Raw genomic sequence first — 14,070 nt, forward strand, 5'->3', positions numbered from 1 at the left:
TTCGGCCGTAGCCGGTGAGGGGGTGGAGCGTGGACGCCACGGACCGAACGCTGTTGGGTCTGCTGCAGGACGACGCCCAGTCGTCCTACGCGGAGCTCGGTCGCGCCGTGCACCTCTCGCCCGCCGCGGTGCACGAGCGGGTGCGCCGGCTGCGTCGCGACGGCGTCATCCGGCGCACCACGGTCGAGGTGGACCCCGACGCGCTGGGACGCCACCTGCTGGCCTTCGTCGAGGTCGACACCGAGGGCTGGGTGACCGAGCCGCTGGCCGAGGCGGTCCGGGACGACCCGCGCGTCGAGGAGATGCACTCGGTGGCCGGGGACACGCACTTCCTCGTCAAGGTGCGGGTCGCCGGCCCGAACGACCTGCAGGACCTGCTGCGCGACCTGTACGCCGTCACCGGCGTCCGCAACACCCGCACCCGCGTGGTGCTGCAGACCTACGTCGAGCGCGGCCCGAGTCCGGTGCCGGCCGGCTGAGCCCTCACCACCCCTGGACGCGGCGCGCGGCGGCCACCACCCGGTCGAACACCGCCCGGTCCAGGGCCGCGCCCTCGCGGCGCACCTCCGCGGGGTCGAGGACGAGCAGGCGGTCCAGCCGCACCTCGCTCGGCCGGCCCTGCCGGTCCCAGCCCCCGCGGCCGACGTCCATCCACGTCCGGCCGTGCCGGGCCTCGTCGGCGGCGTCGCGGTCGTGGTCCCTGCTGGTGAGCACCAGCCCCACCAGGTCCGCCCCGCGCCGGCCGAGCACCAGCACCGGGCGGTCCTTGCCCCGGCCGTCGCCCTCGTCGTAGGGCACCCAGGCCCACACCACCTCGCCGGGGTCGGGCCGACCGTCGGCCCGCGGGCGGTACTCCGTGTCGATGCCGGAGGGCGGGCGCTGCCCGGTGGCGGCCGGGCGGGGCGCGGGACGGCGACCGGCCGGGGCGGCGGCGGTGCGCACGAGCGACAGGACGGCGTCCACCAGACGGCGCGAGCGGCTCATGCGCGCACCGTACGGATCGGCGAGGGGACACGCCGTCACAACTGACTCGTTCGTCACACCGGTACCAAATCGGGCCGGTTCTGGTTCCGGAGCGTCGTTCCTGGGCACCATCGAGTCACGGAGCGCGCAGCCACCGCGCCCGGGAGAGGGGACTCCCCATGACCTCGGCCCAGCCCGTCATCGCCGCCGTCCCGCTGGCGCGCGAACCCCGCGCCAGCGTGCTCGCCGCCTTCCAGCTGGTCGAGGACGCCAGGTACCTGGGCGCCGGACGCGGACGCCGGCGCCGGCGGACCCGCCGCATCGCCGAGCGCACCGTGGTCTCCCGCCGCCTCGCCCGGGACCTGCCCGTCGGCTGACCGGGCCCGGCGCGCTCCCCGAGCCGTCAGGCGACGCAGAACTCGTTGCCCTCCGGGTCGGCCAGCGTCACCCAGTCGAAGGGACCCTGCGAGGCCCGCCACAGCTCGGTGGCGCCGAGCGACAGCAGCCGCGCCACCTCGGCCTCCCGCCGGTCGTCGCCGACCCGCAGGTCGAGGTGCAGGCGGTTCTTGACCGTCTTGCCCTCGGGGACGCGCTGGAACAGCACCCGCGGGCGGTCCGGGTCGGGCGAGGTGATGGCCGCACCCGAGGCCCACACCAGGGCGCCCCGGTGCGTGGTGGTGTCGGCCTCGGCGGCGTGCCCGGCCTCGACCGTCCGCCGGATGAACGCCTCGTCCTGCGGCTCCACCTGCCAGCCCAGCGCCTCGGCCCACCAGTCGGCCTGCGCGTGCGGGTCGGCCGAGTCGATCACCACCTGGAAGTCGGTCGCCATGCCCGCAGCCTGGCAGCCCCTGGTGACGTTCTGGAACGGCCGCCCTCCAGGGGCCCGCGCCGAGCGTGCGAGGCGTGGGGAGGAGGGTGGTCCTCCTACAACTCCAGTGCCAGCTCCGCGCGGATCGTCGCGTCGTCGGGCAGCGGCGTCTCCAGCCGGCAGTGGTCGCGGATCATGACGCCGAAGGGCGGCAACGCCGCGCGGTCGATCCGCGCGTCGGGGTCCCACAGCCGCGAGCGCATGACCGCCTTGGCGCACTGCAGGTAGGCGCGCTGCACGGTGACGACCAGCAGCGAGCGCGGCGCCCGCCCGAACTCGGTGAGGTCGACGTCGAGGGCGTCGGCGGGCAGCAGCTGCCCGGTGCCGTAGACCTTGAGCGTCTCCTCGACGCCGGGCACGAAGAACAGCAGCGCCACGCGCGGGTTGACCGCCACCTTGCGCAGGCTGTCGAGCCGGTTGTTGCCCTGCCGGTCGGGAAGCACCAGCCGGCGCTCGTCGAGCACCCGCACGAAGCCCGGGTCCCCGCCGCGCGGGGAGATCTCCGGCCAGCCGTCGGCGTCGGCCGTGGACATCGTGAGGAACGGCGAGAGCCCGATGAACGAGCGGCAGTGGGTGTCGAGGTGGTCGATCTCCTTGTCGACGACCAGCTGCGAGGGCGGGCGGTACCCCGCGAGGACGGGGTCGGGAGCGGGCGCGCCGTCGTCGGGCATGGCGACGACGGTAACCGCCGGACCCGTCCGCCCGGCTAGCCTGCCTGCCCGTGCCGGTCACCTGGAGCTCCCCGGTCCGCTTCGTCGAGTGCGACCAGCAGGGCGTCGTGTTCAACGCGCACTACCTGGTCTGGGCCGACGAGGCCAGCAACCTGTGGTGGGCCTCGCTCGGCCTGCCGTGGGACGAGATCGCCGCCCGCGCCGACCCGGTGGTCAAGGCCAGCACGCTGGAGTGGTCGTCGTCGGCCCGGTGGGGCGACACGGTGACCGTCGAGGCCGAGTCCGAGCGGGTGGGCCGCACCAGCGTGACCGTGCGGTTCACCGTCCGCGTGGGGGAGCGGGTGTGCTGCGTCGTCCGCAACACCTACGTCGGCACGGCCGGTGGCGCGCCCGTGCCCTGGCCCGACGACGTGCGCGAGCGGCTCACCGCCGGCTGAGCGCGTCCCCGGGCGGGAGCAGGGGGAGGTCTGCGGGCGGGCCCTGCTCGACCAGCCGGCGCAGCGCGTCGGTGTCGGCGTGCTCGGCCACGAGGTCGCCGAGGGCGTCCAGGCGCTGCTCGCGCACCGCGGCGAAGGAGGTGTCCGGCGCGGGCGTGAACCGCCGGCCGGCCGCGCGGGCGACCTCGGCGAGGAAGGCCCGCCGGAAGCCGTCGTTCTCCAGGGCGCCGTGCCAGGTGGTGCCCCACACCGACCCGACCCGGCCGCCGTCGAGGAAGGGCTCGGCCCCGTCCCCGTAGTCGACCAGGCCGTGGTGGATCTCGTAGCCGCGCACCGGGTGGCCGAGCGCAGCCCCGGACGGGCGCCCCAGCGTCTTCTCCCGCGTGAACCGGACGTCGGCCGGCAGCAGCCCGAGGCCGGCGACCGTGCCGGCGCGCGACTCGACGTCGTCGGTGATGGTCCGGGCGAGCATCTGGTGACCGCCACAGATGCCCAGTACCGGCCGGCCCTCGGCGGCCCGCCGGACGACGGCGCCGGCCAGCCCGGTCGAGCGCAGCCACGTCAGGTCGGCCACGGTCGAGCGGGTGCCCGGGAGGACGACGAGGTCGGCGTCGGCGGCCTCCTCGGGGCGGGTGACGAAGCGGACCAGGACGCCGGGCTCGGCGGCCAGTGCGTCGACGTCGGTGGAGTTCGACAGCCGTGGCAGCCGCGCCACGGCCACCCGCAGCACGTCCTCCCCGTGCGGCGGCCCGGCCGCGGAGACGCCGGTGGGGATGCCCAGGGAGTCCTCCACGTCGAGCGCCGCGCCGGGCAGCCAGGGCAGCACGCCGAGGGTGGGCCGGCCGGTGAGCGCGGTGAGCTGGTCCAGCCCGGGGCGCAGCAGCCGGACGTCGCCGCGGAACTTGTTGACCAGGAACCCGGCGACCAGCCGCTGGTCGGCGGGGGGCATGAGCGCGACGGTGCCGTAGAGGGCGGGGAAGACGCCGCCGCGGTCGATGTCGCCGACGACCACCACCGGCAGGCCAGCCGCGGTGGCCAGGCCCATGTTGGCGATGTCGTCGGCGCGCAGGTTGATCTCGGTGGGGGAGCCGGCGCCCTCGCACACGACGACGTCGAACCGCGACCGCAGGTCGGCCAGGCTGGCCAGCACCTGCTCGAGCAGTGCCGCCTTCATCGGCCGGTAGGACAGCGCGGTCACCTCGGCCACCGGCCGGCCCAGCACGACGACCTGGCTGGCGTCCTCGCCGCCGGGTTTGAGCAGCACCGGGTTCATCGCCGCCTCGGGCTCCACGCCCGCGGCCGCCGCCTGCATGGCCTGCGCCCGCCCGATCTCGGCGCCGTCGGCGGTGACCACCGAGTTGTTGCTCATGTTCTGCGCCTTGAACGGCGCAACCCGCACGCCCTCGCGGGCCAGCCAGCGGCAGATGCCGGCGGTGACCACGGACTTGCCGGCGTCGGAGGTGGTGCCGGCGACGAGGAGCGCGCCGCTCACGGCGTGGCGGGGGGAGCGGCCGGGGAGGTCCGCTGCGGCCCCCACCCGGCCTTCTCCTGGCCCGACAGCTCCGCGATCGCCTCCATGATCCGGTCGGTGACCTCCCGGCGCGGCCGTCCCCTGCCGGCCTGCCCGCGGTGCTCGGGGAAGGTCAGCGCCGGGCCGAAGGTGACCGACACCCGGTGGGGGCGCGGCCAGCGGGAGTCGACCGGCTGCACCCGGTCGGTCCCGGCGACGGCGACCGGCACCACCGGGCAGTCGGCGGTGAGCGCCAGCCAGGCGACGCCGGTCTTGCCCCGGGCCAGCCGGCCGTCGCGGGACCGGGTGCCCTCGGGGTAGATGCCGAAGCCCTCACCGCGCCGCAGCACGCCCAGGGCGGTGTCGAGCGCCCCCTGCGCGGCGCGCGAGGTCTCCCGCTCGACGGGCACCGCGCCCAGCGCGGTGAACAGCGTGCGGGTGAGCCATCCGCCGATGCCGGGCGAGGTGAAGTACTCGGCCTTGGCCAGGTAGTGCACGCGGCGCGGGGCGGCGAGCGGGATGACGATGCTGTCCATGAAGGACAGGTGGTTGCTCGCGATGATGACCGCGCCGGTGGCCGGCACGTTCTCCCGTCCCCGCACCCGCGGCCGCAGCAGCAGGTGGAACAGCGGCCTGAGCAGGAACCGCGCGACGAGGTAGAACACGCCGTCCACCTCCCTCGGTCCGGCCCGCCCGCCGGACCCCCGGGGCATCCTCCCCTGCCGCCGGGAGGAGGACGGCGGCAGGGGAGGCGACCGGGTCAGTGCCCGGAGCCGGGAGGCGGACAGGCGTCGCGCAGGATCTCCCGCACCTGGGCCGACAGCGGCCGGCGGCCCGAGGCCGAGGCCACCACATCGACGGCGACGTCGCGGACCTTGCGGTGGGTGTGGCTGGAGATGTGCGCGAGCAGGTCGAAGGCCACCTGGTCACCGCAGCCGGTGAGCAGCATCAGCACGCCCTTGGCCTGCTCGATCGGGGCCCGGCTGGCCATGGCGGCCCGCAACTGGTCCACCTCGACCTCCAGGGCCCGGACGCGCTCCTCGCCGGCGGCCGGCCGCGGGCTCTCCACGACCAGGCCCTCGACGGCGACGACGCGGCCCTCGTCGTCGAGCCGAGGCTCCCCGAGCAGGATCGCGGCGCGGTGCCCGCCGTCGTCCGTGCGGATCCGCACCTCGAGGCAGAAGGCCTGCCCACCGGTGAGCGCCGCGGACAGGGCGTCGATCGTCCGCGGCCGGTCGTCGGGGTGCTGGGCCTCCAGCAGCGCCTCGGTGCAGGCGCCCGCGCCGCCGGCGGGCAGTCCGTGCAGGGCGCTCATCTCCGCCGACCACTCCCACTCGCCGGTGGCGCGGTCGTACCTCCAGCGCCCGGCCAGCCGGGTGCGCCGGCCGGTGGGCAGCGGAGGTGCCGGCGGGCGCGACGGGGGTGCGGCACCGGCGCCCCGCAGGTCGACGGGACGGTGGCGCGGCAGGAGTCGGGACGGGGTCGACGTCATGGTGCTCTCCGGGTGGCGCACCGGGCAGCGCCCGGCGATGGCCGCTCAGCCGGCTGTTCGACCGTCTGCGGTTGCCGGTGCTGGACCGGCCGCTCTCGTCTCCTGAGACCGTAGTCGCCCGGGGCGGCGGGCGCACGCCGTCCGGGCGCATCGACGGGACGCGGGTCACACGACGGTGGCCGGCCGCGCCTGCCGCCGGACGGCCGGACCGCTGCGCAGAGCGGCGTCCACCGAGGCCAGCGTGGCGACCGCGGCGCGCAGCCGGTCCGGCGGCAGGGTGAAGGGCAGCCGCAGGCGGTCGTCGAAGAGCGTCCCGGTGCCGAAGACGCGCCCCTCCGCCAGCAGCAGGCCCAGCGGTGCCGCGGCGGCCACGAGGGCGGCGGAGCTGGTCCCCGGTGGCAGCGCGCACCACGCCGACAGCCCGCCGCCGGGGCGGGGCGCGCTCCAGTGCGGCAGCCGCGCGGCCACCTCGGCCAGCACCACCTCCCGGCGTTCCCGCAGCAGCGCGCGGCGGCCGGCCAGCACGGCGTCGAGGTCGCGGACCAGCGCCGCCGCGGCGACCTGGTCGAGCAGGCCGACCGACAGCTGCCGGCGGCCCAGGGTGGCGGCCAGCGAGGCGGCCAGCGCGGCGTCGGTGCGCAGCCAGCCGATCCGCAGCCCGCCCCAGACGGCCTTGGACAGCCCGCCGACGGTCACCGTGGCGGCGTCGGGCAGGCCGGCGGCGTAGGGCGGCAGTGGCCCCTGCTCGTCGAGCCACAGCTCCGCGGTGACCTCGTCGACGACGGTGAGCACGCCCTGCTGCCACAGGGTCGCGGCCAGCCGCCGCCGGCCGGCCGCCGACAGCCGCGCGCCGCTGGGGTTGGAGAAGTCGGGCATGAGGAAGGCCAGCCGCGGGCTGCTCTGCCGGACGGCGAGGTGGGCGGCACCGACGACGGCGTCGGGGTCGGCGGCGTCGACGCCCACCGGCACGCACCGCCCGCCGGCCGCCGTCACCATGCCGATCGCGCCGGGGTAGGTGGGGTGCTCGACCAGCACCCGGTCCCCGGGCTGCAGCAGTGCCTCGACCACCGTCGCGGTGGCGTCGCCGGTGCCGACGGTGACCACGACCTGCTCGGGGTCGGTGGGCAGGCCGCGGGCGGTGTAGCGGTCGGCGACCGCCGCGCGCAGCTCGGGCAGCCCGCCGGGCGCGTAGCCGTGGCCGGCGGCGAGCGCGGGCAGCCGGGACAGCGCGTGCTGGTAGGCGGGCAGCAGCTCGGGCGCGGCCTCGGGCGCGGCGTGCGCGAGGTCGAGCACCTCCGGGTCGGTGGCCGGCGCGGTCCACACCGCGTCCACCAGCGGCGCCTCGAGCACGGTGCCGGCGCCGTGGCGGGTGCTGGCACGGCCCTGCTCCCGCAGCAGCCGGTAGGCCGACGCGACGGTGACCCGGCTGACCGTCAGCGCCGCGGCCAGGTCACGCTCGGCGGGCAGCCGGCTCCCCGGAGGGAGCCGGCCCAGCGCGACGAGCTCACCGATCCGGCGGGCCAGGCCGGCGTACCGGGGACCGGGTGCGTCGTCCAGTGGCCCGACCAGCCCGGCCAGCTCGGCGGCGGTGGACTGGTCCCGCTCCAGTGGCATGCAGGCCACCATGCCGGATTGGACTCGTCCCGTCCAGTGCAGATGGTGCCACTGTCGTGGTCATGACCACCGGATCGGTCCTCGTGCTCCTGTTCCTGCTCGCCCTGGGCGGCCTGGCCGCCGGCACGCTGGTCGTCGCGGTGCGCGGCGGGCGCGGGCCGGCCGACCCGCCGGCCAGCCACCTCCACACCGACCCGGCGGGCTTCCCCGTGCTCCCGGAGCCGCGCGGGGCCCTGCACCGGCGCGGTCCCCGGACCGGTCAGCCGCGGCGGAGCAGCCGGCCGGCTGCGGCCAGCGCCGCCGCGGCCAGCCACACCGCCCGCGACAGGCGGACCGCCCGGGCGACGTCGTCGCTGTCCGGCGCCCGGCCGTCGCCGAGCACCGGCCGGTCCTCCACCCTGCTGCCGTAGACGTTGCGCCCGCCCAGCCGCAGTCCCAGCGCGCCGGCCGCCGCGGCCTCGCAGCGGCCGGCGTTGGGGCTGGGGTGGGCGGCGCCGTCGCGGCGCCAGACGCGCAGTGCCCCGCGCGGGGAGCCGCCGGCCAGCGGTGCGACGGCGACGGTGAGCGCGGCGGTCAGCCGGGCGGGCAGCCAGTTGGCGACGTCGTCGGCGCGGGCGGCGGCCCAGCCGAAGAGGGCGTACCGCGGGGAGCGGTGACCCACCATCGCGTCGAGGGTGTTGACCGCGCGGTACCCCAGCAGCCCGGGCAGCCCGGCCAGCGCGCCCCACACCAGCGGTGCGACGGCGGCGTCGGAGGTGTTCTCCGCGACCGACTCGACGGTGGCGCGGGCCAGCTCCCCGGCGTCGAGCGCCGAGGGGTCCCGCCCGGCCAGCGTGGGCAGCAGCGCCCGGGCGGCGGGCAGGTCCCCGGCCTCCAGCGCACCGGCCACCGCCCCGGCGGCCCGGCCGAGCGAGGTGCCGCCGAGCACCGTCCACGTGGCGAGGGCGACCGCGGCCGTGCGCGCTGCCGGCCGGTCCCGGGTGGCCCGGTCGACCGCCGTCCCCAGGCCCGCGGCCGCGGCGACGAGCACCGCGGCGTGGCCGGCCCCGGCCGCCCGGGATTCCCGCCACAGGCGGCGCTCCAGCGCGGCGGCGAGCGAGCCGAAGCCCGCCACCGGGTGCCGCCGGGCGGGGTCGGCCAGCAGCAGGTCGGCGCCCGCGCCGAGCGCCAGGCCGAGAGCGGAGGCGACGTCTCGGCGGCGGGGCACGACGTCCATCCTGCCCAGGGCGCTTCCTAGGATCGCGGCCATGCGCCTGCCCGGCCGTTACGACGGCGTCGCCCGGCCGATCGTCACCTACGGCAGCAACGAGGTGCTGCACCGCCCGACCGCCCCCGTCACCGAGTTCGACGAGCGGCTGCGTCGGCTGGTGCTCGACATGTTCGCCAGCATGCGCGAGGCCGACGGGGTGGGGCTCGCCGCCAACCAGATCGGCGTCGACGCACGGGTCTTCGTCATCGACTGCCCCGACGCCGACGGCGAGGACGTCGTCGGCTACGTCGTCAACCCGTCGCTGACGCCGGTGCAGCCGGCCGACGGCGAGCCCGCGGAGGAGGTCACCGAGGAGGGCTGCCTCTCGGTGCCCGGGCCCTACGCCGAGCTCCCCCGGGCCTTCCGCGCCCGGGTCGAGGGCGTGGACGTGACGGGCCGTCCGGTCGCCATCGAGGCGACCGGCATGGCCGCCCGGTGCCTGCAGCACGAGGTCGACCACCTCGACGGCGTCGTCTACGTCGACCGGCTGCCCGCGGAGCTGCGCGAGCGGCTGCTGGCCGAGGCCGCCGGGCCGGAGGGGGAGCTGCCGGCGTGAGCGGGACGGCGGAGGTCGCCGAGCCGGCGCCGGCCGCGCCGGTCGTCGTCGTGGGGATCGGCGCGGACGGGTGGGACGGGCTGGCGCCCACCTCCCGCGCCGAGGTCGAGCGCGCCGACGTGCTCCTCGGCAGCGCCCGGCAGCTGGACCTGGTGCCCGGGGAGGTGACCGCCGAGCGGGTCCCGTGGCCCTCGCCGCTCACCGAGGCCCTGCCCGGGCTGGTCGAGCAGCACGCCGGCCGCGCGGTCGTGGTGCTGGCCAGCGGCGACCCGATGCTGTCGGGGATCGGCACCACGCTCACCCGGCTGCTCGGCGCCGGCCGGGTGCGGGTGCTGCCGGCGCCGTCGTCGGTGTCGCTGGCCTGCGCCCGGCTGGGCTGGGCGGTGGAGGACACCGAGGTGGTCACCCTGGTCGGCCGGCCGATCGAGCTGCTGCACCCGCACGTGCAGCCCGGCCGGCGGCTGCTGGTGCTCGGGTCCGACGGCGAGACCCCGGCCCAGGTGGCCGCGCTGCTGGCCGGCCGGGGGTACGGGCAGAGCCTGCTCACCGTGCTCGGCGGCCTGGGCGGCCCCGACGAGGAGGTGCGCACCGGCACCGCGGCCACCTGGTCGCAGCCGGCGCCGGCGCTGGTGGTCACCGCCGTCGAGTGCCGCGCCGACCGGGGCACGATGCCGCTGCCCACCACGCCCGGCCTGCCCGACGGTGCCTACGAGTCCGACGGGCAGCTCACCCGCTCCGAGGTCCGCGCGGTCACGCTGGCCCGGCTGGCGGCGGTGCCGGGGCAGTTGCTGTGGGACGTCGGCGCCGGCGCGGGGTCGATCGGCATCGAGTGGATGCGGGCCCACCGCACCTGCCGCGCCGTCGCCGTCGAGGCCTCCGCGGAGCGCGCCGAGCGGATCGCCCGCAACGCCACCCGGCTGGGCGTGCCCTACCTGCGGGTGGTGCACGGGCACGCGCCCGAGGTGCTGTCCCGGCTGGGCGCGCCCGACGCGGTGTTCATCGGCGGCGGGCTGACCACACCGTTGCTGGTCGAGACGTGCTGGGACGCGCTGCCGTCGGGCGGGCGGATGGTGGCCAACGCGGTGACGGTGGAGAGCGAGGCCGTGCTCGCCCGGTGGCACGCCGAGGTGGGCGGTGACCTGGTGCGGGTGGAGGTGTCGCGGGCCGAGCCGGTGGGGTCGTTCACCGGCTGGAAGCCGGCGATGCCCGTGACGATCTGGTCGGTGACCCGGTGGTGAGCAGCCATTAGCGCGACAAAGGCACGTCTGCGGAGGGAGGTGGTCCTCCTGTGACGGTGCACTTCATCGGAGCCGGGCCCGGGGCCGCCGACCTCGTCACGCTGCGGGCGGCGCGGATCATCGCATCCGCCCCGGTGTGCCTCTACGCCGGCGCGCTGGTGCCCCGCGAGCTGCTCGGCACCGCCCCGCCCGGCGCCCGCCTGGTCGACACCGCCGACCTCGACCTCGACGCGATCACCGCCGAGCTGGTCGCCGCGCACGAGGCCGGTCTCGACGTCGCCCGGCTGCACTCGGGGGACCCCAGCGTCTACAGCGCCATGGCCGAGCAGATGCGCCGGCTCGACGCCGCCGGCGTCCCCTACGACGTCGTCCCGGGGGTGCCCGCGTTCGCCGCGGCCGCCGCGTCGCTCAAGCGGGAGCTGACCGTGCCCGGCGTCGGGCAGACCGTCGTGCTCACCCGCACGTCGGCGCGGTCGACGCCGATGCCGCCGGGGGAGGAGCTGGCCGCCTACGCCGCCACCGGCGCGACGCTGGTGCTGCACCTGGCCGTCCAGCGCATCACCGAGCTCGCGCCGCAGCTCGCCCTGCACTACGGCGACGACGGCCCGGTCGCCGTCGTCGCCCGGGCCAGCCGCGACGACGAGCTGGTGCTGCGCGGCACGCTCGCCGACATCGCCGCGCAGGTCGAGGCCGCCGGGGTGAGACGGACGGCGGTCGTCGTCGTGGGCCCGGTGCTCACCGCGGAGCAGTTCCCCGACAGTCACCTGTACTCGACGGCGCGGTGCCGTCAGGCCTGGTGAAGGACCCCACTGCCCCCCACCGCTCGCGAGCTCGCGGCGGGTCCCTGCAGCGGGGCCGTTCCCACGATCGCGCCGGCGCGGTCGACCACCACGACGTCGACCGCCACCGGGGCGCCGCGCAGCACCCCCAGCGCCGTGTCCCGGGCAGCGGCGGCGACCAGGTCGCCCAGCGGCAGCCCGGCGGCCTGGCACTGCCGCAGCGCGTCGAGCGCGGTGTTCGCACCGCGCACGCCCTCGACCAGCGCTGGGTCGCCGCCGGCGCCGGCCACCCGGTCGGCGAGCGACGCGAAGGACACCTGGGAGCGGCCCGAGTGCAGGTCGAGGTGGCCGTCGGCGAGCTTGGCCAGCTTGCCGATGCCGCCGGCCACGGTCAGCCGGGGCACCGGGTGGCGGCGCAGGTACTTGAGCACGGCGCCGGCGAAGTCGCCCATGTCCAGCAGTGCGTCCTCGGGCAGGCCGTGGAGCTGCTGCACCGTCCGCTCGCTGGTGGAGCCGGTGCACCCGGCCACGTGCCGGTGGCCGGCGGCGCGGGCGACGTCGATGCCGCGGCGGATCGAGTCGATCCACGACGAGCACGAGTACGGCACCACCACGCCGGTGGTCCCCAGCACCGACAGCCCGCCGACGATGCCCAGCCGCGGGTTCCACGTCCGCCGCGCCAGCTCCTCGCCGTGCTCGATGGACACCTCGACGACGACGTCGCCGGTGCCGCCGTGCCGGTGCGCCACCATGGCCACGTGCGCAGCGATGAACTGCCGCGGCATCGGGTTGATCGCCGGCTCGCCCACCGCCAGGGGGAGGCCGGGCTTGGTCACCGTGCCCACGCCCTCGCCGGCCCGGAAGACGACGCCGCTGCCGGGCTCGCCGTGGGTCACCCGCACGCCCACCAGCGCACCGTGGGTGACGTCGGGGTCGTCGCCGGCGTCCTTGACCACCGCCGCGCGGGCCGCGCCGGGCTCCAGCGACTCCCGGGCCAGCGCGAAGGACGGGTGCCGGTCGTTCGGCAGGTCGATGGTCACCGGGTCGGGGAACTCGCCGGTGAGCAGCGCGGTGTAGGCCGCGGTGGTGGCCGCCGTCGCGCACGCGCCGGTGGTCCAGCCGTGCCGCAGCCCGGAGGCGCCGTCCCTGCTCACGGGCCCATGATCCCCGGCGGGCGCAGGTGAGCGGGCAGGTCCTGGTGCTCGGCGGCACCGCCGAGGCGCGCCGGCTGGCCACCGAGCTGGTGGCCGGCGGGGTCGACGTCCTCTCCAGCCTCGCCGGGCGGGTGGCCGATCCGCTGCTGCCCGAGGGCCGGGTGCGGGTCGGCGGGTTCGGCGGTGCCGACGGGCTGGCCGACTGGCTGGCCACGCACCGGCCGGCCGCCGTCGTCGACGCCACCCACCCCTTCGCCGCGCGGATCACCGCCAACGCGGCCGCGGCCGCCGCCCGGCACCGCACCCCGCTGCTGCGGCTCCAGCGCCCCGGGTGGACGCCGGGCCCGGGCGACGACTGGCGCTACGTGGACTCGCTGGCCGCGGCGGCCGAGGCGGTGCGCGACCGCGGCACGGTCTTCCTCACCACCGGCCGGCAGGGGGTGGGCGCCTTCGCCGCGCTGCCGGGCCGGGTGCTGGTGCGGGCGGTGGACCCGCCCGACGAGCCGCTGCCGGCCGGGGCGGTGCTGCTGCTCGCCCGCGGCCCGTTCACGGTGGAGGAGGAGGTGGCGCTGATGCGCGACCACGGCGTGGACGTCGTCGTCGCCAAGGACTCCGGCGGGCACCTGACCGAGGCCAAGCTGGTGGCCGCCCGGCGGCTCGGGCTGCCCGTCGTGCTGGTGCGCCGGCCACCGCTGCCCGCCGGGGTGACCGTGGTGGGCACGGTGGAGGAGGCGCTGCGCTGGGTGCGGGAAACCGCTTGAGACCGGCTGGTTCCGGATCGCAGGATGGCTCCTCGTGGAACCGATGACCGAGGCCCAGGTGCGCCGCTCCTTCGTGAACTGCTCGAAGGGCGAGGCGAACTCGGCGACCTTGCCGCGCGACCTCGCCGACCTGCCGTGGGACGAGCTCGAGGTGCTCGGCTGGCGGGACGCGAAGGCGCCGCTGCGCGGCTACCTCGTCGTCCAGCGGGAGGGCCGGCCGGTGGGCGTGGCGCTGCGGGCCGCCGACACCCGGATGCCGGTCCGCCGCAGCGTGATGTGCCTGCTCTGCCGGTCGACGCACGCCGGCGACGCGGTCTCGCTGTTCACCGCCCGGCGCGCCGGTGAGGCCGGGCGCAACGGCAACACGGTGGGGACCTACGTCTGCGCCGACCTCGGCTGCGCCGTCCGCGCCCGCAGCGAGATCCCGCCGTGGCTGCGTGACCGCGACCCGCTCCTCGTGGGCGAGGAGCGGGTCGCGGAGCTGCGCGGACGGGTGGCGGAGTTCGTCGACGCCGTCCTGGGGTGAGCCCCGGGTCAGGCGAGGGCGGTGATCCGGGCGCGGACCTGGTCGACCAGGGCGGGCGGGACGGCGGTGAGGCCGTGGTCGGCCGTGGCGTGCGCGGCGACCTGGGCGAGGATGCCGTCCTCGTCGGCGGCGGTGATCGTGTGGCCGCAGCCGGGGACGACGTCGCCGCAGGCGAAGCTCTTCATGGGTGACCTCGGTGGTCGGATGGTGCTCCTGGATCACCCGACGCGGCGGTTCCGCGGCGGGGGGGGG

Annotated in this window: 18 protein-coding genes; 8 read left to right on the top strand and 10 right to left on the bottom strand. The window is 77.3% G+C overall.

Going from position 1 to position 14,070, the window contains the following annotated elements:
- Nucleotides 1-29: 29 nt before the first annotated feature.
- Nucleotides 30-479 (top strand): Lrp/AsnC family transcriptional regulator, encoded by a 450-nt coding sequence (locus ACI78U_RS11320; RefSeq protein ID WP_456875409.1) that lies wholly within the window; start codon nt 30-32, stop codon nt 477-479.
- A gap of 4 nt (nt 480-483) precedes the next feature.
- On the opposite strand, the gene ACI78U_RS11325 is transcribed toward ACI78U_RS11320, so the two are convergent.
- Nucleotides 484-984 carry a type II toxin-antitoxin system PemK/MazF family toxin gene (locus tag ACI78U_RS11325; protein WP_456875410.1) on the bottom strand — a complete coding sequence of 167 codons (501 nt, stop codon included), beginning with the start codon at nt 982-984 and terminating at the stop codon, nt 484-486.
- Nucleotides 985-1,142: 158 nt separating this feature from the next.
- Here ACI78U_RS11325 and ACI78U_RS11330 point away from each other — a divergent pair, with 158 nt between their 5' ends.
- Nucleotides 1,143-1,340, top strand: coding sequence for a hypothetical protein (locus ACI78U_RS11330; RefSeq protein ID WP_456875411.1), 198 nt, complete (start codon nt 1,143-1,145; stop codon nt 1,338-1,340).
- Nucleotides 1,341-1,366: 26 nt separating this feature from the next.
- Here ACI78U_RS11330 and ACI78U_RS11335 read toward each other — a convergent pair whose 3' ends face one another.
- Nucleotides 1,367-1,792 (bottom strand): VOC family protein, encoded by a 426-nt coding sequence (locus ACI78U_RS11335; protein ID WP_456875412.1) that lies wholly within the window; start codon nt 1,790-1,792, stop codon nt 1,367-1,369.
- A 95-nt stretch (nt 1,793-1,887) separates the two neighbouring features.
- A complete protein-coding gene (locus ACI78U_RS11340; protein WP_456875413.1) occupies nt 1,888-2,502 on the bottom strand; it encodes an MSMEG_1061 family FMN-dependent PPOX-type flavoprotein in 615 nt (204 codons plus the stop codon).
- A gap of 50 nt (nt 2,503-2,552) precedes the next feature.
- Here ACI78U_RS11340 and ACI78U_RS11345 point away from each other — a divergent pair, with 50 nt between their 5' ends.
- Nucleotides 2,553-2,939: an acyl-CoA thioesterase gene (locus ACI78U_RS11345; protein ID WP_456875414.1), complete on the top strand. Its 387-nt coding sequence runs from the start codon at nt 2,553-2,555 to the stop codon at nt 2,937-2,939.
- Here ACI78U_RS11345 and ACI78U_RS11350 read toward each other — a convergent pair.
- From ACI78U_RS11350 to ACI78U_RS11370, 5 genes are all read right to left on the bottom strand, one after another.
- Nucleotides 2,926-4,431, bottom strand: coding sequence for a cobyric acid synthase (locus ACI78U_RS11350; RefSeq protein ID WP_456875415.1), 1,506 nt, complete (start codon nt 4,429-4,431; stop codon nt 2,926-2,928). The genes ACI78U_RS11345 and ACI78U_RS11350 overlap by 14 nt on opposite strands.
- Nucleotides 4,428-5,114: a lysophospholipid acyltransferase family protein gene (locus ACI78U_RS11355; protein ID WP_456875416.1), complete on the bottom strand. Its 687-nt coding sequence runs from the start codon at nt 5,112-5,114 to the stop codon at nt 4,428-4,430. The genes ACI78U_RS11350 and ACI78U_RS11355 overlap by 4 nt, the downstream gene beginning before the upstream one ends.
- A 95-nt stretch (nt 5,115-5,209) precedes the next feature.
- Entirely contained in the window at nt 5,210-5,941 is a 732-nt protein-coding gene (locus ACI78U_RS11360) for a PAS and ANTAR domain-containing protein (RefSeq protein ID WP_456875417.1), read from the bottom strand.
- A gap of 165 nt (nt 5,942-6,106) precedes the next feature.
- Nucleotides 6,107-7,555 (bottom strand): aminotransferase-like domain-containing protein, encoded by a 1,449-nt coding sequence (locus ACI78U_RS11365; RefSeq protein WP_456875418.1) that lies wholly within the window; start codon nt 7,553-7,555, stop codon nt 6,107-6,109.
- Between the two features lie 259 nt (nt 7,556-7,814).
- On the bottom strand, nt 7,815-8,762 hold the full coding sequence (locus ACI78U_RS11370) for a cobalamin biosynthesis protein (RefSeq protein WP_456875419.1): 948 nt from the start codon (nt 8,760-8,762) through the stop codon (nt 7,815-7,817).
- Nucleotides 8,763-8,802: 40 nt separating this feature from the next.
- Between ACI78U_RS11370 and def the strand changes: the two genes are divergently transcribed.
- The 3 genes from def to cobM are packed head-to-tail and all read left to right on the top strand — an operon-like array spanning nt 8,803 to nt 11,398.
- The gene (gene def, locus ACI78U_RS11375) at nt 8,803-9,360 is read left to right on the top strand and encodes a peptide deformylase (RefSeq protein ID WP_456875420.1); all 558 of its coding nucleotides are present in this window, start codon (nt 8,803-8,805) and stop codon (nt 9,358-9,360) included.
- The gene (gene cbiE, locus ACI78U_RS11380; RefSeq protein WP_456875421.1) at nt 9,357-10,598 is read left to right on the top strand and encodes a precorrin-6y C5,15-methyltransferase (decarboxylating) subunit CbiE; all 1,242 of its coding nucleotides are present in this window, start codon (nt 9,357-9,359) and stop codon (nt 10,596-10,598) included. Before def ends, cbiE begins: the two co-directional genes overlap by 4 nt.
- 50 nt (nt 10,599-10,648) lie before the next feature.
- Nucleotides 10,649-11,398, top strand: coding sequence for a precorrin-4 C(11)-methyltransferase (gene cobM, locus ACI78U_RS11385; protein WP_456875422.1), 750 nt, complete (start codon nt 10,649-10,651; stop codon nt 11,396-11,398).
- Here the strand turns inward: cobM and ACI78U_RS11390 are convergent.
- Nucleotides 11,386-12,531: a cobalt-precorrin-5B (C(1))-methyltransferase gene (locus ACI78U_RS11390; RefSeq protein WP_456875423.1), complete on the bottom strand. Its 1,146-nt coding sequence runs from the start codon at nt 12,529-12,531 to the stop codon at nt 11,386-11,388. The genes cobM and ACI78U_RS11390 overlap by 13 nt on opposite strands.
- Nucleotides 12,532-12,557: 26 nt before the next feature.
- Here ACI78U_RS11390 and ACI78U_RS11395 point away from each other — a divergent pair, with 26 nt between their 5' ends.
- A complete protein-coding gene (locus ACI78U_RS11395; protein ID WP_456875424.1) occupies nt 12,558-13,292 on the top strand; it encodes a cobalt-precorrin-6A reductase in 735 nt (244 codons plus the stop codon).
- Between the two features lie 43 nt (nt 13,293-13,335).
- Nucleotides 13,336-13,818, top strand: a complete 483-nt coding sequence (locus tag ACI78U_RS11400) for an FBP domain-containing protein (RefSeq protein WP_456875427.1) — start codon at nt 13,336-13,338, stop codon at nt 13,816-13,818.
- An 8-nt stretch (nt 13,819-13,826) separates the two neighbouring features.
- Here ACI78U_RS11400 and ACI78U_RS11405 read toward each other — a convergent pair whose 3' ends face one another.
- On the bottom strand, nt 13,827-14,003 hold the full coding sequence (locus ACI78U_RS11405) for a DUF1059 domain-containing protein (protein WP_456875425.1): 177 nt from the start codon (nt 14,001-14,003) through the stop codon (nt 13,827-13,829).
- Nucleotides 14,004-14,070: the final 67 nt, after the last annotated feature.

The sequence above is a fragment of the Geodermatophilus sp. SYSU D00710 genome (assembly GCF_054050195.1).